Raw genomic sequence first — 20,299 nt, 5'->3', positions numbered from 1 at the left:
CCCTTCCACCGGCCGTGACCGACCTGCCGCGGTCGCGCTGAGCGCGGCCTCCCATTCCCCGGGGCTTGCCTGAGTGCCCCTGCATCCCCAGATCGAGAGCCATGACTGATATCGCCCTGACGCTTGCCCAAGACCGCCTGCTGCGCCCCGGCGGCCTGGATACCGCTGGACTGGAGCGCACCTTCGGCCAGCTGCTCGGCCCCGGTGTCGATTTCGGCGACCTCTATTTCCAGCACGCCCGGCGTGAGAGCTGGAGCGTGGAAGACGGCATCGTCAAGGACGGTGCCCATTCCATCGAGCAGGGGGTCGGCGTGCGTGCCATTGCCGGCGAGAAAACCGGCTTCGCCTATTCCGATGACATCCATGCCGATGCGCTGCTGGCGGCGGCGCAGTCGGCACGCGCGATTTCGCGCGAGGGCGGTGCCCAGGCGGGCCGCTCGCTGCTGCGCGGCAATGCACGCGCGCTGTATCCGGCGCTGGATCCGATCGATGGGCTCGGCAACGAGGCCAAGGTTGAAGTGCTCAAGCGCCTGGATGGCTATCTGCGTGCGGCCGATCCGCGGGTGAAGCAGGTGATGGTCAGCCTGTCCGGTGGCGTTGACACCGTGCTCATCGCGCGCAGCGACGGCGTTCTGGGTGCCGACGTCCGCCCCCTGGTGCGCTTGAACGTGCAGGTGATCGTCGAGCAGAACGGTCGCCGCGAGTCCGGCTATGCCGGCGGTGGTGGCCGTTATGGCTACGAAGAACTGTTCGCCGATGGCCGGCCGGAAGCGTTCGCCCGCGAGGCGCTGCGCCAGGCGCTGGTGAACCTGGACGCGGTGCCGGCGCCGGCCGGTGTGATGCCGGTGGTGCTCGGCCCGGGCTGGCCTGGCGTGCTGCTGCATGAAGCGGTCGGCCATGGGCTGGAGGGCGACTTCAACCGCAAGGGCACCAGCGTCTACGCCGGTCGCATCGGCGAGCGCGTGGCGGCCCCGGGGGTGACGATCGTCGATGACGGCACCCTGGACGGCCGTCGCGGCTCGCTGAACGTCGATGATGAAGGCCATCCGACCCAGTGCACGACCTTGATCGAGGACGGCATCCTGGTCGGCTACATGCAGGACAGCCTCAATGCACGGTTGATGGGCATGGCACCGACCGGCAACGCGCGCCGCGAGTCGTTCGCGCACCTGACCATGCCGCGGATGACCAATACCTACATGCGCGCCGGCCAGCACGATCCGCAGGAGATGATCCGCTCGGTGAAGAAGGGGCTGTACGCGGTCAACTTCGGCGGTGGCCAGGTCGACATCACCAGTGGCAAGTATGTGTTCTCGGCCACCGAGGCCTATCTGATCGAGGATGGCCGCATCACCACGCCGGTGAAGGGCGCGACCCTGATCGGCAACGGCCCGGAAACCATGCAGAAGGTGCGCATGGTCGGCAACGACCTGGCCCTGGACGAGGGCGTGGGCATCTGCGGCAAGGACGGGCAGAGCGTGCCGGTGGGTGTCGGCCAGCCCTCGCTGCTGATCGAGGGCCTGACCGTCGGCGGCACCCAGGCCTGAACATGGCAACGGCCCCGGCCAGCGCCCCGGCCGGCGGGGACTCAGTCCTCGTCGGTCGCGTCGTCCAGATCGGCGCCGGTGTCGTCGTCGGTGGCGACCTTCAGGCCAAGCGCGGCCGGCAGCATCAGCCCGCGCAGCACCTGGTAGATCTCGCGGTAGGCGCGCGGCGGCTTGTTCTTCGCCTTCTCGGCCTGGGCGTTGCGCACCAGCGTGCGCAGCTGCTGGCGATCCGCCTGCGGATACTCGTCCAGCAGCGCGGCCAGCGCCTTGTCGCCGTCGTCCAGCAGGCGCTCGCGCCAGTCTTCCACGCGGTGCATCATCGCCACTTCGCGGCGCGAGGTTTCGCTGTTGGCGTCCAGCGCATCGCGGATCGCCTCCAGGGTTTCGTCTTCCTCGCGGCGCATGTGCTTGGCCAGGAACGCCAGCTGCCGCTTGTGGGCGATGTGGGCCGTGATGCGCTTGCACTCGGCGATATGCGGCAGCAGATCCTCCGGAATCGGCAGGCGCGCCAGCTGGGCCGGGGTCAGCGACACCAGCTTCTCACCCAGGGCCAGGACTTCCAGGGCTTCGCCGCGCTTCTGCTTGCGGCTCTTGTCAAGGAATTCACCGGTTTCTTCGTCGCGTCCGCGCATCGTCCACACCTGCTTTCAAAAAAGTCGCCCGGCGTGATGCCGGGCCCAACCTGTACAGGATAAAGCATTGAACGTGATCGCCCCTGAAGTGGTTGTCGGCGACGACAGCCCGGCCCGCCTGGAACGGCTGGCCGACCTTTCCCAGCAGCTGCTCGAGCGTGCCCGTGCGCTGGGGGCCAGCCAGGCCGAGGTCAGCTGCAGCGAGGACCGCGGCCTGGAGGTCAATGTGCGCCTGGGCGAAGTGGAAACCGTACAGTCCACCCGCGACCGCGGCATTGCCGTGACCGTGTACTTCGGCCAGCGCAAGGGCAGCGCCAGCACCGGCGACCTGAACGAGGCCAGCCTGTCGGCCACCGTGGAGCAGGCCTGCGCGATCGCCCGCCACACCGAGGATGATCCGGCCGCCGGACTGGCCGATGCCGGCCTGATGGCCAAGGACTTTCCCGACCTGGACGGCTGGCATCCCTGGGCCCTGCAGGCCGACGAGGCGGTGGACCTGGCGCTGGCCTGCGAGGCCGCCGGGCGCGAGGCCGACGCGCAGATCCGCAACTCCGATGGCGCGGCGGTGTCCACCTCGCAGAGCCTGTCGGTGTACGCCAATTCGCACGGTTTCATTGGCCGTGAGCGCGGCACCCACCATTCGATCGGTTGTGCGCTGATTGCCGGCCAGGGCGATGGCATGCAGCGCGACGGCTGGTACACCAGTGCGCTGGCCAGGCAGGACCTGGAAGATCCGGCCCAGGTCGGCCGCCAGGCCGCCGCGCGTACCGTCGCCCGCCTGCAACCGCGCTCGCTGGCTACGGGCAGCATGCCGGTGCTGTTCGCCCCGGAAGTGGCGCGCAGTCTGGTGGGCCATCTGCTGTCGGCCGTGTCCGGTGGCGCGCTTTACCGCCAGGCCAGCTTCCTGCTGGACAGCGCCGGGCAGCGACTGTTCCCGGACTGGATGCAGATCGACGAGCTGCCGCACCTGCGCCGCGGCCTGCGCTCGGCCGCCTTCGACGGCGATGGCGTGGTGACCCGCGCGTCGGCACTGGTCCGCGATGGCGTGCTGCAGCGCTACGTACTGGGCAGTTACTCGGCCCGCAAGCTGGGCCTGCAGACCACGGCCAATGCCGGCGGCGTGCACAACCTGCAGCTGGCGGCCAACGCCGGGCCGCTGGAAGACATCGCCCGGCAGATGGGCAGCGGCCTGCTGGTGACCGAGCTGATGGGGCAGGGTGTCAATGGTGTGACCGGTGACTACTCGCGGGGGGCCGGTGGCTTCCGTGTCGAGAACGGGGAGATCCAGTACCCGGTGGACGGCATCACCATTGCCGGCAACCTGCGCGAGATGTTCATGGCGATCGAAGCGGTGGGCAGCGATGTCGATCCGCGCTCGCACATCCGGACCGGTTCGATCCTGGTGGGGCGGATGACCATCGCCGGTAATGATTGATGGCGTCGATGGCGTAAGCTATGGCCGCCTGACGCAACCGGCCTGATGCCGGTGGGTCAAGACCACCCAATGAAAAGGAGTTTTGTCGTGAGTGAATTCGATAACGTCCCGCCGCCGCCGCCGGTCACCGCCGATGTCCCGGCAGACCAGCGCACCATGGCCCTGGCCGCGCACCTGCTGGGCATCTTCACCGGTTTCATCGGCGCGCTGATCATCTGGCTGATCAACAAGGACGACGCCGGCAAGTCCTTCGTCACCGACCAGGCCAAGGAAGCGCTGAACTTCCAGATCACCGTGGCCATCGCGATGGTGGTCTGCATCATCCTGACCATCGTGGTCATCGGCGCGATCCTGATGCCGATCGTCGGACTGGTCAGCTTGGTGTTCTGCATCATTGCCGCGGTCAAGGCCAACAACGGCGAAGCCTATCGCTACCCGTTCGCATTGCGCCTGATCAAGTAAGACCGGCTGCATGCGGACATGAAAACGCCCGGCATTGCCGGGCGTTTTCGTTGCGCACCACGTCAGTGATCGCGCTCCACCGCAAGCCTGGCCAGCGCGCGCAGCGCATCGGCCTCTTCGTGGTAGCCCGCCAGAGCAGCCTGCATGCGGGCCGCCAGTTCGCGCAGCTGCGCCTTCGCTCCCTCCATGCCGAGCAGGGCGGGGAAGGTACTCTTGTCCTGCGCCTGGTCCTTGCCTGCCGTCTTGCCCAGCTGCTCGGAGCTGGCTTCGACATCGAGGATGTCATCGCGGACCTGGAACGCCAGGCCGAGTGCATCGGCGAATGCGTCCAGCTGCACCCGCTGCGGCTCCGGCGCATCGCCGCACAATGCGCCCATACGTACCGCGGCACGGATCAGTGCGCCGGTCTTGAGCGCATGCATCCGGGTCAGCGCGGCCAGCGACTGCTGCTGTCCGGTGGCATCGATATCCAGCGCCTGGCCGCCGCACATGCCGGCGGCACCGGAGGCGTGTGCCAGCGCCTGCAGGCAGTCCACGCGCAGTGTTGCCGGCAGTGGTGCCTCGGCCAGCAGGCTGAAGGCGCGGGTCTGCAGGGCGTCGCCGGCCAGGATCGCGGTGGCTTCGTCGAAGGCGATGTGGGTGGTGGGTTTGCCACGGCGCAGTGCATCGTCGTCCATCGCCGGCAGGTCGTCGTGCACCAGCGAATAGGCATGGATCAGTTCCACCGCCATCGCGGCCGCGTCGAGCCTTTCCGGTTGAGCGCCGAACAACTGGCCAGTGGCATAGACCAGCAGCGGACGCATGCGCTTGCCACCGCCGAGGACGGAATGGCGCATGGCCTGGTGCAGCCGCTGCGGTGCATCGGCCGGCGAGGGCAGGGCGGCATCGAGCAGGCTTTCGATCCGGTCGCGCCAGCGCGCGAACGCCGCCTCAGCCGTCATGGCTGGGCGGATCGAAGGGTTCTGCCGTATCGTGCTGTGCCGGATCGCTGAGCAGCCGGACGCGCAGTTCGGCCTGCTCCAGCGCCTGCTGGCACTGGCGGTACAGGCCCACGCCACGTTCGTAAGCACTGAGCGACGCTTCCAGGCTCAGCTCGCCGGTTTCCATCTGCTCCACCAGCTGCTCCAGCGATTCGAGCGACTGCTCGAACTGGGCAACAGGGGAGGCGTTTTCGGGGGACTTCTTGGCCATGCGGCAAGTGTGGACGGCACGCGCGCAGGGGTCAATTCACCAGCCACCCGGCTGCCACCGCAGCTGGGCGTCGTGAGCGTGCAGCCAGGCCTGCAGCGGTGCGGCGATCACCACATCGGCGGCGGCCAGCAGGTTGCCGTCAGCAAACAGCAGCGGCAGCTGCGCGCGCCGCCAGGGGGCCAGATGTTCACGCTGCAGGCAGTCCTTCAAGGCATGTGCGTGGCCGCGTCCCGGCAGCACGATGCGCTCGCCGCCACGCCGTGCACGCACCTGCATCGGCTGCTGGAACATCGCGGCGCCCAGCAGGCGCAGCTGGCCGCCATCAGGCAAGGCCAGAGGCACCCGGCCGTCCCACTCCTGCTGCCAGTCCAGGGGCAGGGCAGGCAGCTGGGCCGGCAGCAGATAGGCATGCTCGCGCCATTGCTGGATGACGTGATCCTGCCAGCGCACCCGCGCCTGCCGGTCGCAAGCGGAGGGCAGCATTTCCTCGAGCATCTGCTGCAGCACCCGCCCCGGCAGCGGGGCCGCGCCATGGCTGGCCACCCAGGTGCGCAGGACGCGTGCGGCGCGTTCCGGCGAGACCTGCCGCAGCAACTGCAAGGACAGCACGCGCGGGGCTGCTTCCAGGTGTGCGAGCAGTTCAGTGTCCTCCTCCTGCAGAAGGCCGCGGGTGCGTGCGCAATGATCGGCACTGCCGGCCAGGGCCGCTGCGGCGTGCGGCCAGCGCTGGCGCAGCAGCGGCAGCACCTGCAGGCGCAGGAAATTGCGGTCGGCATACGCGTCGTCGTTGCTGGGGTCTTCGATCCAGTGCAGATCGTGGGCCCGCGCATAGTCATGCAGAGCGTCGCGCGGGACCTGCAGCAGCGGCCGCCACAGCCGGTGGCCGGCGAGCATGCTGTCCCCGCTCATTGCCGCCAGGCCATCAACACCGGAACCGCGCAACGCGCGCAGCAGGAAAGTTTCAGCCTGATCGTCCTGATGCTGGGCCAGGGCCAGCGTCTCTCCGTCGCGCAGAGAGGCGGCGAAAGCAGCGCGACGCGCCTGCCGGGCTGCACCCTCCAGGCCCAGACCGGTGCCGGTCTCGACCTGCACGCGGTGTACGACCAGTTCGATTCCCAGGGCCGCGCACTGCTGCTGGCAATGCTGGACCCACGCATCGGCGTCGGGCTGCAGCCCGTGATGTACGTGTACAGCGCGCAGTCCCACGCCGGCCGCCTGCGTGCAGCGCCGCAGCCAGTGCAGCAGGACGGTCGAATCCAGGCCGCCGCTGTAGCCGACCAGCAGCGGTGCATCGAGGGAAACCAGGGCGGGGAAGGCAGTCACGGGTGAAGTGTAGGGTGATCGGCGGGGTCGCGCCGCGCCTTCGACTCACGGGCGGGATGCAGCCGGGCATGGCCCGGCTGCACACTGCGTCCGCCGTGCCGTTACTTTCCGTCGACGCTGCGTTCGAAGGCCTCGGGCGCCGGCAGCTGCACCGGTACGCCCTTGTCATCGCAGGTGCCCGCCTGGCACAGGCGATCGCGCAGCGCCGGCGTTGCCTGCACGATCATGTGATAGATCGTGTTCTGCTCCAGCGTGCCGCGGATCGCCTTGCTGCCGGGACCGCGCGCCCAGATGCCGACGTCCTCGCCACCATGCGATTCGGACTTCATCGGCACCAGCGCTTCCTGCATGTAGTCCGGATGCTCGGTGTCGACATCATGCAGGTCCGGACGCCCCTTGGCCGGCTCGAAGCTGCTCGGGTTGTGCGGGTAGCGCTTGCTGCCCGCCGGCTGCTGGTTGGTGCTGCCGGTGTGGCCCGGTCCATTGGCGTAGCTCAAGGTGGTGTAAGGCTGGCCGTTGCCGTCCAGCGCGTAGTCCAGCTTGCCGGCGCCGTCCTCACCGCCCTTGTCCTTCACCTTGCCCAGGATCGGGTTGCCGCGTGCGGGGTAGCCGACGAAGTTCAGGGTGTGCGAGTGGTCGGCGGTGACGATGATCAGCGTGTCGTCGGCCGACGTCATTTCCGACGCCACCCGCACCGCATCGGACATCGCCACGGTTTCGGTCAGTGCGCGATAGGCATTGCCGCTGTGGTTGGCATGGTCGATGCGGGCGCCTTCGATCATCAGCACGTAACCTTCCTGATGGCGCGACAGATTGGTGATCGCAGCAGCGGTCAGCTCGGCCAGGCTCGGCTCACCGGCCGGATCCTGCGGGCGCTCGTATTCGTAGCGCATGTGGTCCGGCTCGAACAGGCCGAGGATGGCCGGCGCATTCGCGGCGGCGGCCAGCTGCCTGCTGTTCCACACGTAGGCACCCTGCGGATGCGCCTGCTGCCATTCCTGTACCAGGCTGCGGCCATCCAGGCGCTGGCCGACCTTGTCGTCGTATTCCGGATCGCGCTCTTCCACGGTGGTGAATTCACCGCGACCACCGCCGAGCGCGACCAGCGGGCCGCGGCCATAGCGCGACGTGGACAGCAGCTGCTGGGCGATGTCCTTGCAGCCGGCGGCCTTGGCCGCTTCGGTCAGATCGGTGTCATTCTCCCAGTTGCGCTCCGGCGAGTGCGCGTAGGTGGCCGCCGGGGTGGCGTGGGTCAGGCGCGCGGTGGACACGATGCCGGTCGCCAGGCCGGCGCTGTCGGCCAGCTGCAGCCAGGTGAGCAGGCCCTTGGACAGGCTGTCGGCACAATCGGTTCGGGCGCCTGCGCTGACACCGATCGCGCCCATGTGGGTCTTCACGCCGGTGGTGATGGCGGTCATGGTGCCCGCCGAATCAGGGGTCTGCGAGTCGGTGTTGTAGGTCTTGCTGAACGCGGTGGCGGGGAAGCGTTCCCAGGACAGCAGGTTCTCTTCACCCGATCCGCCCTTCTTCTGGCCTTCGTAGATGCGCGCAGCGGCCACGGTGGTCAGGCTCATGCCGTCGCCGAGGAACAGGATGACATTCCGGGCCTTGCCGGCCATCGCGCCATTGGCGGCGGCCTGGGCGGCGCCGCTGCGGTACCACCATTGCGGCGTCTCGCCGGCCGGGTGTGCAACCGGCTCGACGGCGACCTTCAGGCCTGCCGGCGCGGAAGCGGGGGGGGTGCTGGCGCAGGCGCCGAGCAGCAGGGTGGTGGCACACGTGGCCAACAGGGAGACGGAACGGCGCATGGACGCTGGGATCTCACAAACTGTAACGGGACGTTCATTATGCCCGCCCTCGCAAGGCACGCCGATGACACACTGATTTGCCGGGCGGACGGTCGTTCTGCGGGCCGCCTTGGGCTATCGTGCCAGCATCCCTTCCTTCCCCTCTGGATTGCCTATGACGCTGGTCTCTGCCTGGCTGCGGATTCCATTCTGGCAGCGCGTGGTCGGCGGCTTCGTGCTTGGTGCGCTGGCCGGCTGGGCGCTCGGCCCCGCTGCGGAAACGTGGTTCGGTCCGCTCGGTGAGCTGTATGTCACCCTGATCAAGATGATCGCGGTGCCGCTGGTGTTCTTCGCGGTCATCAACGCGATCTCGTCACTGCATGGCCAGAAGTCGGTTGCAGCGCTCAGTGGCCGCACCTTCCTGTGGTTCGTGATCACCGCTGCGTTGGCGGTGTGCGTGGGCCTGGGCGTGGGCACCGTGCTGCAGCCCGGTGCCGGTGGCCTGCAGCTGTCCATGGCCAGCAACTATGTGCCGCGCGAGGTTCCCAGCGTGGTACAGGTGCTGCTGGATGTGGTGCCGGCCAACGTCTTCTATGCACTGTCCGGCATCGGCACCCGGGTCAATGCCGCCGGCGAGACCGTGCTGGCCGCTGGCAGGGGCTCGATCCTGCCGGTGATCTTCTTCGCCGGCCTGGTGGGCTTTGCCATCGTCAAGCTGGGCGAGAAGGTGACCGAGGCGCGGAAGCTGGTCGGCCAGATGAGCGACATCATGATCCAGGTGACCCGCTTCGTGCTGGAAGTCACCCCGATCGGTACCTTCGGCCTGATTGCCGGCCTGGTGGGCAGTTACGGTTTCGAGAAGCTGCTGCCGCTGGGGCATTTCGTGCTGGCCCTGTACGTGGCCTGTGCGTTGCACATCGTGGTCGTCTACAGCGCGCTGCTGCTGGCGCACGGCCTGAATCCGCTGAAGTTCTTCCGCGGCGCGGCGCCAGGCATGCAGGTCGCCTTCGTCAGCTCCTCCAGCTTCGCCGCGATGCCGGTGGCGCTGCGTTCGATCACCCACAACCTGGGCGTCAACAAGGACTACGGTGCATTCGCGGTGCCACTGGGTGCGAGCATCAAGATGGACGGCTGCGGCGCGATCTACCCCGCGTTGTGCGCGGTCTTCATCGCCCAGTACAGCGGCGTGCCTTTGACGCCGGAGCAGTACGTGGTGGTGCTGATCGCCTCGGTGCTGGGCAGCTTCGGTACTGCCGGTGTGCCGGGTACGGCCGTGATCATGGCCACCGTGGTGCTCAGTGCCGCCAATCTGCCGCTGGAGACCATCGGTTACCTGTATGCCATCGACCGTATCCTGGACATGATGCGCACCATGACCAACGTGACCGGTCAGATGCTGGTGCCGGTGCTGGTGGCCAAGGAGACCGGCCTGCTCGACCAGTCGGTGTACGACAATCCCTCCAGCAACGTGGGCGTGGATGACCCGGACCCTACGCCGCCACGCAGCTGAGACGCCGCGCAGCGGCCTGTCATGCGAGAGATGAAGGCCCGCCGCACTGGCGGGCCTTTTCGTTGTGGGCGTGCCCGCCGGGCCAGGAAAGGGAAGACGCATCCCAGGCATTCCGCGGGCAACGAAAAAGCCGCTGCAGGGCAGCGGCTTTCAGCTATCAGGCGGTGCCTGGAAAGGCGGCGTCAGAGCTCGACGCGGCGCGCCTGCATGAACTTGTTGCCCCAGTAGCCGCTGAGCAGGGTGTCCACCCGGACATCCTTGCCTGCGCTCGGGGCATGCAGGAAGCGGCCGTCACCTACATAGATGCCGACGTGGTCGACCCGGCCCTTGCGACCGAAGAACACCAGGTCACCCGCGGCCAGGGCGGCACGGTCGTTGATCAGCTCGGCGTTGTTGTCGTGTGCCATCTCGCGGGAGACGCGCGGCAGTTCGATGCCCAGCGCCGAACGGAAGACGTAGCCGACCAGGCCGCTGCAGTCGAAGCCGCTGTCCGGATTGCTGCCACCCCAGCGATAGGGGGTGCCGAGCAGGGTCATCGCCCGCCGCAGCAGCGACTGCACCTTGCCATTGTCGGCGGCGCTGCCGACAACGCTGCCATTGGCAGCGCTGCTGGTGTCGTAGTTGGCGAGCAGGCGGCTCAGATCGCCGGCGACCATGGCCGAGCGGTCCATCAGCGGAATGGTGTCGTTGGCGGCCAGGTGCGGCAGCAGGGCGGCCAGCGTGGCACTGGCGGCTGCATCGGTGCGGCTGCGCTGGGGGGCCGCGACTTCGGTCTTGCCCGTCACACGTACGCCATTGTCGGTCGCCGGGACCGGAACAGCGTCGGCGCGTGAGGGAACGGTCTGCGACCAGGCGGGGAGGCTGGTCAGGCACAGTGCCAAGCCCAGAAGAACAGGGCGGACACTACGCGGAGAAGCGGCGGTCTGGCCTTTGCACGTCAGGTCGTCAGTCGTCACGCGTCGGTCACAGAAAAAAAACGATGGGGCATCATGCCCTGTAAAAGCACTGATAAGTTAAAAATTCCGTTATAAAAACGTTATTTTCACTGTGACGCAATTCTCAATTTTGAACATGACGCCTGTTCATTTTAGCGAAGGACGCGTTTGGCCCCTGTGTAGTGGTCCTTCCAGTAGGGCCCGCTGAGCGAGTCCAGGCGCACCGTGCCGCCGGTGCTGGGGGCGTGCACGAAGCGCCCCTCGCCGACATAGATGCCGACATGGGTGACGTTGCCGCGGCTGCCGAAGAACACCAGGTCACCCGTGGCCAGACGCTTCGGATCGATCCTCGGGCCCTGTACGGCGGCCAGGTCGCGCGAGGTGCGCGGCAGCTTCAGATCCAGCATCTCGCGGTAGACATAGGCGACCAGGCCGCTGCAGTCGAAGCCTGATTCGGGGGTGTTGCCGCCGTAACGGTAGGGCGTGCCGACCAGGCTGATGGCACGCATCAGTACTGAATTGGCGGCCTCGGGATTGTCCGGGGTGGTCGCCGGCCAGTGCGCCGACGGCGGGGGCGCCGCCGTCCGGGTGGCCTTGCCGCCGCCGCAGGCGGTCAGCAGCAGGGGCAGGACCAGCAGCAGGGCGGGCACGGACAGCCGGCGCGGGCCGGACGAAACTGGCGTGATGTGCATGTTCTCCGGATAATGCGCCACCTTGGATTGGCCGTCATGATGGCGGCGTCCCCGCCGGGCGACAACCCGCCCCAACCCGTCTGCCTCCGGCAGAACCAGACAGAGTCGCGCATGAAGATCGAAAAAGACCGCGTTGTCCGCTTCCACTACACCGTTTCCGAAGTCGGCCAGGAGCCGATCGAATCGTCCAAGGACCGCGGCGAGCCGCTGGCGATCCTGATCGGTCACGGCAACATCATCCCGGGCCTGGAAAACGCCATGATGGACAAGGAAGCCGGCGCCACCTTCAGTGTCGACGTCACGGCGGCTGACGCCTATGGCGAGCGCCGCGAAGGCCTGTCCCAGCGCGTGCCGAAGAAGCACTTCGGCAATACCAAGCTGGCGCCGGGCCAGCAGGTCGTGCTGCAGACCAACTTCGGCCCGCGTGCGGTGACCGTGCAGAAGGTCGGCATGAGCGTGGTCGACGTCGATCTCAACCATCCGATGGCCGGCAAGGACCTGCACTTCGACGTGGAAATCGTCGACGTGCGCGAAGCCGGCAAGGAAGAGATCGAGCACGGCCACGTTCACGGCGACGGCGGTCACGCGCACTGATCGCCCTGCGATCGTGACGGCAGCAACGGCCCGCTTCGGCGGGCCGTTGCATGTCTGGAACACCGCGCGCTCGTCCACGGCGCGCAAGCGGGCTGCATAATGAAGGACCTGCCCGCCGGATGTCCTGTGAACAGCGCTTCGTCTTCCCTGCAGCCGGTCGCCTCCGGCGACCGCATCGCCGTGCTGGACATACTGCGCGGGGCGGCGTTGCTGGGCATCCTGCTGATGAACATGGAGGCCTTCAGCGGACCGCTGGACCTGGCATTCACCGGTATCGACGTGCGCTGGCAGGGGATCGATTACTGGGCCGACGCCTTCGTCTATGTGTTCGTGCAGGGCAAGTTCTTCACCCTGTTCTCGCTGCTGTTCGGCGCCGGATTCGCAGTGATGGTACAGCGCGCCGAGACCGCCGGCCGCGAGTTCACTCCGTTCTATCTGCGCCGCAGCGCCGGGCTCATGCTGATCGGCCTGTGCCACGCGCTGCTGGTCTGGTCCGGCGACATCCTGGTGCTCTACGCGCTGGCGTCGCTGCCCCTGCTGGCGTGCCGCGAGGCACCGCGCAGCTGGCTGCCGTGGATGGGCGTCATCGTCTACCTCGGTGGCGCGGCGATGATGCTGCTGCTCGGCGCCATGGTTTCACTGGCAACGCCGCAGGACGCGCAACAGATGCTGGTCGACGCGCAGCAGAGCATCGCCCGGGAGCGCATGGTCTACGGACACGGCAACTGGATCCAGGCCTGCATCCAGCGCCTGCATGAGTTTGGTTCGTCGATGGGGGCGCTGCTGATCACCGGCCCGGCGGTACTGGGCATGTTCCTGATCGGCAGTGGACTGGCCGGCAGTGGCGCGCTGGCCGCGCCGGAACGCCATCCGCGCCTGTTCGCGGCGCTGCGCTGGGTCGCCTTGCCGCTGGGCCTGCTGGTCACCGTGCTGGGTGTGGCCTGGAAACCTTACCTGGCACCCGGTACCTACGATCTTGGAGTGACCTCGGCGATGGCGCTGGTGATGGTCGGCGCGCTGCCGATGTGCCTGGGCTACCTCGCCTGGATCGTGCAGTGGCGTGCGCGGCTGGGCTGGCTGGCGCCGGTCGGCCGGATGGCGCTGACCCACTATCTGGGGCAGTCGCTGTTGTGCACCTGGGTGTTCTACCACCATGGCCTGGGCTACTTCGACGTGATGCCGCGCAGCGTGCAGCTGCTGTTCGCTGTGCTGCTGTTCGCCGCGCAGGTCGCGCTTTCCCATGCCTGGCTGCGCCGCTTCCGCTTCGGACCGATGGAGTGGCTGTGGCGGGCGATGACCTATCGCCAGTGGCCGCCGATGCGCCGCGAGGCTGGAAGGGGCTGACCGATGCAGGGGGCGCGCGATGACGTGATCGTGATCGGTGCCGGTGCCATCGGCCTGGCGACTGCGCTGGCGTTGTGCGGACAGGGACGGCAGGTACGGGTGATCGATCGTGGCCGCGTGGGCGCAGCGACGTCGTACGGCAACTGCGGCACCGTCACGCCCAGTCATGCACCGCCCCTGGCCGCGCCGGGTGTGCCGCTGCGTGCGTTGCGCTGGATGCTCGACCCACGTGCGCCGCTGTATGTGCGCAGCCGCCTCGATCCCGCGCTGTGGCGCTGGCTGCTGCAGTTCAGCGCGCGCTGCAATGCGCGGCATTGGCTGCAGGCCACGCGCGCGCGCGCTGCGCTGTTGAATGATTCCCGCGTGCGCCTGGCCGAATGGGTGGGAACCCATGGGCTGGACTGTGAATTCGAGACGCGCGGCCTGGATTACGTGTTCGGTGATGCACGCAGCTTCGATCAGCATATCGCCCAGTGCGAGGCGCTGGATGCGCACGGCATTGCGACCCGCTGCATCGATGGCGGCCACTACGCACGCGACAATCCGGCGTTCCATGATCGGCTTGCCGGTGCGATCCATTTCCCCGGCGACGCGCAGCTGCGCCCGGACCGTTTCACTGCGGAGCTGGCGCGGGTACTGCGTGCGCAGGGCGTCGAGATCGACGAGCAGGTCGAGATGCAGGGCTTCAGCGGCGACGTACACGGGGTCCGGGTACAGGCCGGCGGACGCACGCTGCGCGCGCGGGAACTGGTGCTGGCCACCGGCCCGTGGTCGCCGCGATGGGCACGGCTGCTCGACCTGCGGGTGCCGATCCAGCCCGGCAAGGGGTACTCGCTGACCTGGTCGCGCCCGCCGTTGGTGCCGGCCCGTCCGGTCGTGCTGAAAGATCACTCCGTCTTCGTGATCGCCTGGCGCGACGCGCTGCGACTGGGGGGCACGATGGAATTCGCCGGTGCCGACCCGCAGCTGCGTGCGCAGCGCCTGCAGGCGTTGCAGCTGGCCGCTGATCGCCACCTGCGCATGCCTCGTGGCGCGCAGCTGCACGAGCAGTGGTGCGGCTGGCGTCCGATGAGCGTGGACGATGTACCGTTGATCGGCCGCGCGCCTGCCCATCCTCACGTCTGGCTTGCGGCAGGGCATGGCATGCTCGGCATCAGCATGAGCGCCGGCACCGGCCAGCTGATCGCCGATCTCGTCTGTGGCCGCACGCCAGCGATCGATCCTGCCCCTTACCGACCCGAGCGATTCCGATGAACACGGCTTCCCATGATTACGACCTGATCGTCCTTGGCGGCGGCTCTGCCGGCCTGGCCGGCGCCATCCGCGCCGCGCAGTACGGCAAGCGCGTAGCGCTGCTGGAACCCGGTGAACTGGGCGGGACCTGCGTCAATGTTGGCTGCGTACCGAAGAAGGCGATGTGGCTGGCCGCCGATCTGCACGAGCGTATCGGCCTGGCAAGCGCGATGGGCTTCGATGTGCCGCCACGACCGGCACTGTCGTGGAAGGAACTGGTGATCCATCGCCAGGCCTATATCAGCAACATCCATACCAGCTACCACAAGCGTCTGGATGAAACCGGCGTCGTCCGCATCCCGGCGCGCGGCCACCTGCTCGACGCGCACACGGTGGCCTGCAGCGACGGGGTGCGCTACACCGCCGACCACATCCTGATCGCCACCGGAGCGCACCCGCAGCGTCCGGACATCCCCGGCGCGGAGCTGGGCCTGGTATCCGACGACTTCTTCGAGTTGCGTGCGGCCCCGGCCGAGGTCGCGATCATCGGCGGCGGCTACATCGCGGTGGAGCTGGCCGGGCTGCTGCAGGCGCTGGGCAGCCGGGTGAGCCTGCTGGTACGCGGCAAGCGCCTGCTGGAACGCTTCGACTACGAACTGACCGATCAACTGGCGGAAAACCTCCGCCAGCAGGGCGTGCGCATCTACTTTGATTACCGCCTGCGCGAACTGCAGCGCGACGGTGAGCGCGTCCGCGCCTTCGGCCATGATGGCCCCATGGACAGCGTGTTCGACGCGGTGTTCTTCGCCACCGGCCGCCGTGGCAACAGCCGGGGCCTGGGCCTGGAAGCGCTGGGCATCGACATCGGCGAGCACGAGCAGGTGCAGGTGGATGAATGGCAGACCACGGCGGTACCCAGCATCCATGCCGTGGGGGATATCGCGGGCAAGGTGGGCCTGACCCCGGTGGCGGTGGCTGCATCGCGTCGGCTGATGGACCGTCTGTTCGGTGGCCGCCCACAGTCGAAGATGGACTATGAGAATGTGGCCAGCGTGGTGTTTTCGCATCCGCCGCTGGGGGCGGTGGGCATGGGTGAGGAGGAGGCGCGTGCCTGCTTCGAGCAGGTGACGGTCTATCACAGCCGTTTCCGGCCGATGCTGCAGGCACTGGCCAACGGTACCCAGCGCAGCCTGTTCAAGATGGTCTGCGCCGGGCCGGAAGAGCGCGTGGTGGGGGTGCACCTGCTGGGCGAGGCCGCGGACGAGATCCTGCAGGGCTTCGCGGTGGCGGTGAAGATGGGAGCGACCAAGGCCCAGTTCGATGACACGGTGGCGATCCACCCGACCTCCGCAGAGGAAGTGGTGCTGATGCGCTGACGCTGCGGTTGCCGCGTCGGGCCATGCGACAATGGGCGCCCACACGCACCCCCGGGCCGCCCTGCGCGGCCCGCCGCTGTTCCCATGTCAAGCTCCTCCCCGCGCATCGCCACCGCATCCCCACGCATCGCCCTGGGGGGAATCGGCCTGGCGGCGATCGGCGCCGTTGCCGCATCCGGCAAGGCGGTGATCGTCAAGCTCGGCCTGCGCCACGGTGTCGATGCGACCACGCTGCTGGCGCTGCGCATGCTGATGGCACTGCCCCTGTTCGCACTGATGGCGGTGTGGGCTTCGCGCCGTGTCGAGCCGCTGTCGTGGGCAGACCGGGCGCGCGTGCTGTGGCTGGGGTTCACCGGCTACTACCTGTCCAGCCTGCTGGATTTCCAGGGTCTGCAGTACATCAGCGTCACGCTGGAACGATTGATCCTCTACCTCAACCCGACGCTGGTGCTGCTGATCAACGTGCTGCTGGCGCGGCAGCGGCCAGGGCGCTGGCAGGTCGTCGCGCTGGTGCTGAGCTACCTGGGGGTGCTGCTGGCGTTCGGCCACGATCTGCAGCGGGAGGGCGGGCAGATCATCGTCGGCAGCCTGCTGGTGCTGGGCAGCGCGCTCAGCTATGCGCTGTACCTGTTCGGCAGCGGCCAGGTGGTGGCACGGATCGGCGCGGTGCGTCTGACCGCCTATGCCAGCTGCGTGGCCAGCGGTCTGGTGCTGCTGCATTTCGCCATCACCCATCCGCTGCCACTGCTGTGGCAGGCACCTGCACCGGTGCAGTGGCTGTCGCTGGTCAACGCCACGGTCTGCACCGTGCTGCCGGTGCTGGCGATCATGCTGGCGGTGCAGCGCGTGGGTTCCTCGCTGGCAGCGCAGGTCGGTATGCTGGGGCCTGTTTCCACCATCGTGATGAGCCTATGGCTGCTCGACGAACCGATGGGGCCGGCGCAGATCGCCGGCACCGTGCTGGTCCTGCTCGGCGTGCTGCTGGTGACGCGTCTGCGCCGCTAACGCCGGACCAGGCGCGCGCGCGCATCCTGGCGGTGATCCACGCGATCCCGCCGGGACACGTGATGGGCTATGGACAGGTGGCGATGCGCGCGGGCCTGCCGGGGCGGGCACGCTTGACGGCACGCATTCTCGGCCAGAACGATGACCCGACACTGCCCTGGCACCGCGTGCTGCGTTCTGACGGACGCATCGCCATGGCGGAGGGGTCGGCGGGCTGGCGGGAACAGTCGCAGCGGCTGCGCGCGGAAGGCGTGGTGGTGGAGAACGGCCGGGTGCGGATGCCGGCGTCCGACCCGGCGGCGGCGCTGGATGCCGCCGTGTGGGGACCGGGCTGAGCGCGACCGGGGTCTGAACGGGCCGCACGCGGCAGTCGCCGACACGACACGACGGTGCGGCTATGATGGAGACCGTTCCATGCCGGTGTCCCCATGTTCCCGCGACTGCCAACCGTCACCAAGGCCCTGCTGATCGCCAACGCGATCCTGTTCCTGTTGCAGCAGCCGTTCCTGCTCGGCAACCAGACCTTCGAGCCGTTCATGCTGCAGCCGCTGCAGCAGGGCTTCGATGCGTTCTCCCCGGGTGGCAACTTCCAGCCGTGGCAGCTGCTGACCTACGGCTTCCTGCACGGCAGCTTCGGCCACCTGTTCTTCAACATGCTGGCCGTTTTCATGTTCGGTGCGCCGCTGGAACAGACCTGGGGCGAGAAGCGCTTCCTGCTCTACTACCTGGTGTGCGTGGCCGGCGCCGGCGTCTGCCAGCTGCTGGTGGGGACGCTGCTGGAGAATCCGGCCACGGTGCTGGGCGCGTCCGGTGGTGTGTTCGGCCTGCTGCTGGCGTACGGCATGTTGTTCCCGAACCAGCGGGTGATGCTGCTGTTCCCACCGATTCCGATGAAGGCGCGCACGTTCGTGATCCTGTTCGGTGTCGGTGAACTGGTGCTGGGCATGACCGGCTGGCAGCCGGGCGTGGCGCACTTCGCGCACCTGGGTGGCATGTTGTTCGGCTGGCTGCTGATCCGCTACTGGCGCGGCCAGCCACCGTTCAACAAGCGCCGTCCCCCCGGCCCGCCGAACCGTCCGAATCATCTGCGCAGCGTCAAATGATCCGCAGGGTCATTTGATGCAGCAGGTGCCAACCGTGGTTGGCACACCCCTACAGATCCTGCAGGATCACCTGCGCGGCATTGTGGCCCGGCGCGCCGGTCACGCCGCCGCCGGGATGCGTGCCTGAACCACACAGGTAAAGCCCGGGCAGGGCACCGCGGTAGCCGGCCTGGCCGATCATCGGCCGCGCCGAGAACAGCTGGTTGGGACTGAGCGCACCGTGGAAGATATCGCCGCCCACCAGGCCGAACGTCCGCTCCAGATCCAGCGGTGACAGCACTTGCCGACCGAGCACGCTGTCGGCGAAGCCGGGCGCATACCGATCGACGGTGGCGATCATCAGGTCGGCGACGGTATCGCGATGTGCGTCCCAATGCCTACCCCCGGGCAGGACCGGTGCCACATGCTGGCAGAACAGGCTGGCGACGTGCTGGCCCGGCGGCGCCAGCGAATCGTCCAGCGTGCTGGGAATCAGCATCTCCACGATCGGCTCGCGCGACCAGCCGTCGCGCCGTGCATCCAGCCACGCGCGGTCCATGTAGTCGAGGCTGGGCGCCATGATGATGCCGGCACTGAGGTGCTCACCGGCGCCGGGCAGGGCGTGGAAGTCCGGCAGCCGCGACAGCGCCACGTTCATCCGGAAGGTGCCCGAACCGCAGCGCCACTGCGCCATGCGTTCGCGCGTCGCCGCGGGCACCTGCTCCGGTTCCAGCAACTGCTCGTAGAGCAGTTTTGGATTGACGTTGGCCACCACCACGCGCGCGCGCAGTACGTCCCCGCCGGCCAGCTCAACGCCCACCGCGCGTCCGTGCTCAACCAGCAGCCGCTTTACGCCGGCATCCACGCGCAGTTCTGCGCCGGCCGCGCGCGCCGATGCAGCGATGGCCTGGCTGATCGCGCCCATGCCACCGATCGCATGGCCCCAGGCGCCCTTCACTCCGTTGCATTGGCCGAACACGTGGTGCAGCAGGACGTAGGCACTGCCGGGCGTGTACGGACTGGCGTAGTTGCCGACGATGCCATCGAATCCGAACAAGGCCTTGATCGGCTCGCTTTCAAACCAGCGGTCCAGATAGTCGGCGGCCGACAGGGTGAACAGATCAAGCAGCTCCTGGCGCAGGGCAGGGGACAGTGCCGCCAGTTCCCGGCCGAGCCGGCCCATCCGCCACAGTGCCGGCAATGCGCGCCAGCCGCCTGCGACGCCGAGGTCCGGCGGCGCGCGCAGGGCCCAGGCGCGCAGCACGTCGGCGAAGACCTCCAGCCTCGCCTCATAGGCTGGCAGGCGCTGCGCATCCCGTTCGGAGAACTTCGCCACCTCGGCCTGGGTACGGCCGGGTGCCGACAGCAGATAGCGGCCGTCAGGCAACGGCAGGAAATTGTTGGCCGGGCGGGCGACGACGCGCAGGCCATGCGCGTGCAGCTGCAGCTCGTCGATCACCTTAGGCTGCAGCAGCGAGACGGTGTACGAGGCGACCGAGTTGCGGAAGCCCGGATGGAATTCCTCGGTGACCGCTGCGCCGCCGAGCACGCCACGGCGTTCGAGCACCAGTACTTTCCTGCCGGCACGGGCAAGATAGGCCGCGCAGACCAGGCCATTGTGGCCGCCGCCGACGATGACCGCATCCCACGCGGTCATGCGGTGCGGATCGCCGCTTCGATGGTGGCGATGTCGATCTTCTTCATCGGCATCATCGCGTTGAAGGCGCGCTTGGCCAAGGCCTTGTCCGGGCTGGTCACCGCTTCGATCAGCATGCGCGGACTGATCTGCCATGAGATGCCCCAGCGGTCCTTGCACCAGCCGCACTGGCTCTCCTGCCCACCGTTGCCGACGATCGCGTTCCACAGGCGGTCGGTCTCGGACTGGTCCTCGGTCTGGATCTGGAACGAGAACGCTTCGCTGTGCCTGAACGCGGTGCCGCCGTTGAGCCCGACGCAGGGAATGCCGCAGACGGTGAACTCGACCGTCAGCACGTTGCCCTCCTTGCCGTCCGGATAGTCACCCGGTGCGTGATGCACGGCCGTTACCGCGCTGTCGGGCAGGATCCCGGCGTAGAACGTGGCGGCCTCGAGTGCTTCGCTGTCGTACCAGATGCAGATCGTGTTCTTGTGGGCCATGGTCGGGTTCCGCTG

General features: G+C 67.9%; 20 protein-coding genes. 11 read left to right on the top strand and 9 right to left on the bottom strand.

The genetic code is table 11. From position 1 onward, the window contains the following. The first annotated feature begins 101 nt into the window (after positions 1-101). Positions 102-1,547, top strand: coding sequence for a metalloprotease TldD (tldD, locus tag QMZ25_RS15995; RefSeq protein WP_065174873.1), 1,446 nt, complete (start codon positions 102-104; stop codon positions 1,545-1,547). Between the two features lie 41 nt (positions 1,548-1,588). Here tldD and yjgA read toward each other — a convergent pair whose 3' ends face one another. Beyond that, positions 1,589-2,179, bottom strand: a complete 591-nt coding sequence (gene yjgA, locus QMZ25_RS15990; protein ID WP_065181832.1) for a ribosome biogenesis factor YjgA — start codon at positions 2,177-2,179, stop codon at positions 1,589-1,591. Between the two features lie 67 nt (positions 2,180-2,246). Here yjgA and pmbA point away from each other — a divergent pair, with 67 nt between their 5' ends. Continuing rightward, positions 2,247-3,614 carry a metalloprotease PmbA gene (gene pmbA / locus QMZ25_RS15985; RefSeq protein WP_283219930.1) on the top strand — a complete coding sequence of 456 codons (1,368 nt, stop codon included), beginning with the start codon at positions 2,247-2,249 and terminating at the stop codon, positions 3,612-3,614. 87 nt (positions 3,615-3,701) lie between these two features. Continuing rightward, the gene (locus QMZ25_RS15980; protein ID WP_053516791.1) at positions 3,702-4,076 is read left to right on the top strand and encodes a DUF4870 domain-containing protein; all 375 of its coding nucleotides are present in this window, start codon (positions 3,702-3,704) and stop codon (positions 4,074-4,076) included. Positions 4,077-4,138: 62 nt separating this feature from the next. On the opposite strand, the gene QMZ25_RS15975 is transcribed toward QMZ25_RS15980, so the two are convergent. The 4 genes from QMZ25_RS15975 to QMZ25_RS15960 form a co-directional block, all read right to left on the bottom strand. After that, a complete protein-coding gene (locus QMZ25_RS15975) occupies positions 4,139-5,017 on the bottom strand; it encodes a farnesyl diphosphate synthase (protein WP_053516794.1) in 879 nt (292 codons plus the stop codon). Then, positions 5,007-5,267, bottom strand: a complete 261-nt coding sequence (locus tag QMZ25_RS15970) for an exodeoxyribonuclease VII small subunit (protein ID WP_283219929.1) — start codon at positions 5,265-5,267, stop codon at positions 5,007-5,009. The genes QMZ25_RS15975 and QMZ25_RS15970 overlap by 11 nt, the downstream gene beginning before the upstream one ends. A gap of 36 nt (positions 5,268-5,303) precedes the next feature. Further along, complete coding sequence (gene tilS, locus QMZ25_RS15965; RefSeq protein ID WP_065174878.1) at positions 5,304-6,590, bottom strand: tRNA lysidine(34) synthetase TilS; 1,287 nt, start codon at positions 6,588-6,590, stop codon at positions 5,304-5,306. 101 nt (positions 6,591-6,691) lie between these two features. Beyond that, on the bottom strand, positions 6,692-8,398 hold the full coding sequence (locus QMZ25_RS15960) for an alkaline phosphatase (RefSeq protein WP_065174879.1): 1,707 nt from the start codon (positions 8,396-8,398) through the stop codon (positions 6,692-6,694). Between the two features lie 154 nt (positions 8,399-8,552). Between QMZ25_RS15960 and QMZ25_RS15955 the strand changes: the two genes are divergently transcribed. Next, positions 8,553-9,887, top strand: a complete 1,335-nt coding sequence (locus tag QMZ25_RS15955) for a dicarboxylate/amino acid:cation symporter (protein WP_065181834.1) — start codon at positions 8,553-8,555, stop codon at positions 9,885-9,887. Positions 9,888-10,069: 182 nt separating this feature from the next. Here the strand turns inward: QMZ25_RS15955 and QMZ25_RS15950 are convergent, their stop codons facing one another. Both QMZ25_RS15950 and QMZ25_RS15945 read right to left on the bottom strand, forming a co-directional pair. Next, positions 10,070-10,774: a C40 family peptidase gene (locus QMZ25_RS15950; protein WP_283219932.1), complete on the bottom strand. Its 705-nt coding sequence runs from the start codon at positions 10,772-10,774 to the stop codon at positions 10,070-10,072. Positions 10,775-10,974: 200 nt separating this feature from the next. Next, entirely contained in the window at positions 10,975-11,514 is a 540-nt protein-coding gene (locus QMZ25_RS15945; RefSeq protein WP_053516860.1) for a C40 family peptidase, read from the bottom strand. A 111-nt stretch (positions 11,515-11,625) separates the two neighbouring features. Here QMZ25_RS15945 and QMZ25_RS15940 point away from each other — a divergent pair, with 111 nt between their 5' ends. From QMZ25_RS15940 to QMZ25_RS15910, 7 genes are all read left to right on the top strand, one after another. After that, complete coding sequence (locus tag QMZ25_RS15940) at positions 11,626-12,108, top strand: peptidylprolyl isomerase (protein ID WP_053516805.1); 483 nt, start codon at positions 11,626-11,628, stop codon at positions 12,106-12,108. A 99-nt stretch (positions 12,109-12,207) separates the two neighbouring features. Next, the gene (locus tag QMZ25_RS15935; RefSeq protein WP_283219928.1) at positions 12,208-13,452 is read left to right on the top strand and encodes a DUF418 domain-containing protein; all 1,245 of its coding nucleotides are present in this window, start codon (positions 12,208-12,210) and stop codon (positions 13,450-13,452) included. Between the two features lie 3 nt (positions 13,453-13,455). Beyond that, positions 13,456-14,706: an FAD-dependent oxidoreductase gene (locus tag QMZ25_RS15930; protein WP_180876084.1), complete on the top strand. Its 1,251-nt coding sequence runs from the start codon at positions 13,456-13,458 to the stop codon at positions 14,704-14,706. Next, positions 14,703-16,061 (top strand): glutathione-disulfide reductase, encoded by a 1,359-nt coding sequence (gene gorA, locus QMZ25_RS15925; protein ID WP_074899444.1) that lies wholly within the window; start codon positions 14,703-14,705, stop codon positions 16,059-16,061. Before QMZ25_RS15930 ends, gorA begins: the two co-directional genes overlap by 4 nt. Before the next feature lie 84 nt (positions 16,062-16,145). Further along, entirely contained in the window at positions 16,146-17,066 is a 921-nt protein-coding gene (locus tag QMZ25_RS15920; RefSeq protein ID WP_128988863.1) for a DMT family transporter, read from the top strand. Beyond that, on the top strand, positions 16,973-17,401 hold the full coding sequence (locus QMZ25_RS15915; RefSeq protein ID WP_253118674.1) for an MGMT family protein: 429 nt from the start codon (positions 16,973-16,975) through the stop codon (positions 17,399-17,401). Before QMZ25_RS15920 ends, QMZ25_RS15915 begins: the two co-directional genes overlap by 94 nt. A 93-nt stretch (positions 17,402-17,494) precedes the next feature. Then, entirely contained in the window at positions 17,495-18,169 is a 675-nt protein-coding gene (locus QMZ25_RS15910) for a rhomboid family intramembrane serine protease (RefSeq protein ID WP_053516819.1), read from the top strand. A 49-nt stretch (positions 18,170-18,218) separates the two neighbouring features. Here QMZ25_RS15910 and QMZ25_RS15905 read toward each other — a convergent pair whose 3' ends face one another. Further along, on the bottom strand, positions 18,219-19,805 hold the full coding sequence (locus QMZ25_RS15905; protein ID WP_065181840.1) for an NAD(P)/FAD-dependent oxidoreductase: 1,587 nt from the start codon (positions 19,803-19,805) through the stop codon (positions 18,219-18,221). Then, a complete protein-coding gene (locus tag QMZ25_RS15900) occupies positions 19,802-20,284 on the bottom strand; it encodes a VOC family protein (RefSeq protein ID WP_065181841.1) in 483 nt (160 codons plus the stop codon). Before QMZ25_RS15900 ends, QMZ25_RS15905 begins: the two co-directional genes overlap by 4 nt. Positions 20,285-20,299 lie beyond the last annotated feature (15 nt).

It is taken from the genome of Stenotrophomonas sp. RS-48, from assembly GCF_030053245.1.
Classification (GTDB): Bacteria; Pseudomonadota; Gammaproteobacteria; order Xanthomonadales; family Xanthomonadaceae; genus Stenotrophomonas; species Stenotrophomonas maltophilia_P.
This window is presented reverse-complemented; position numbering and strand designations above follow the sequence as displayed.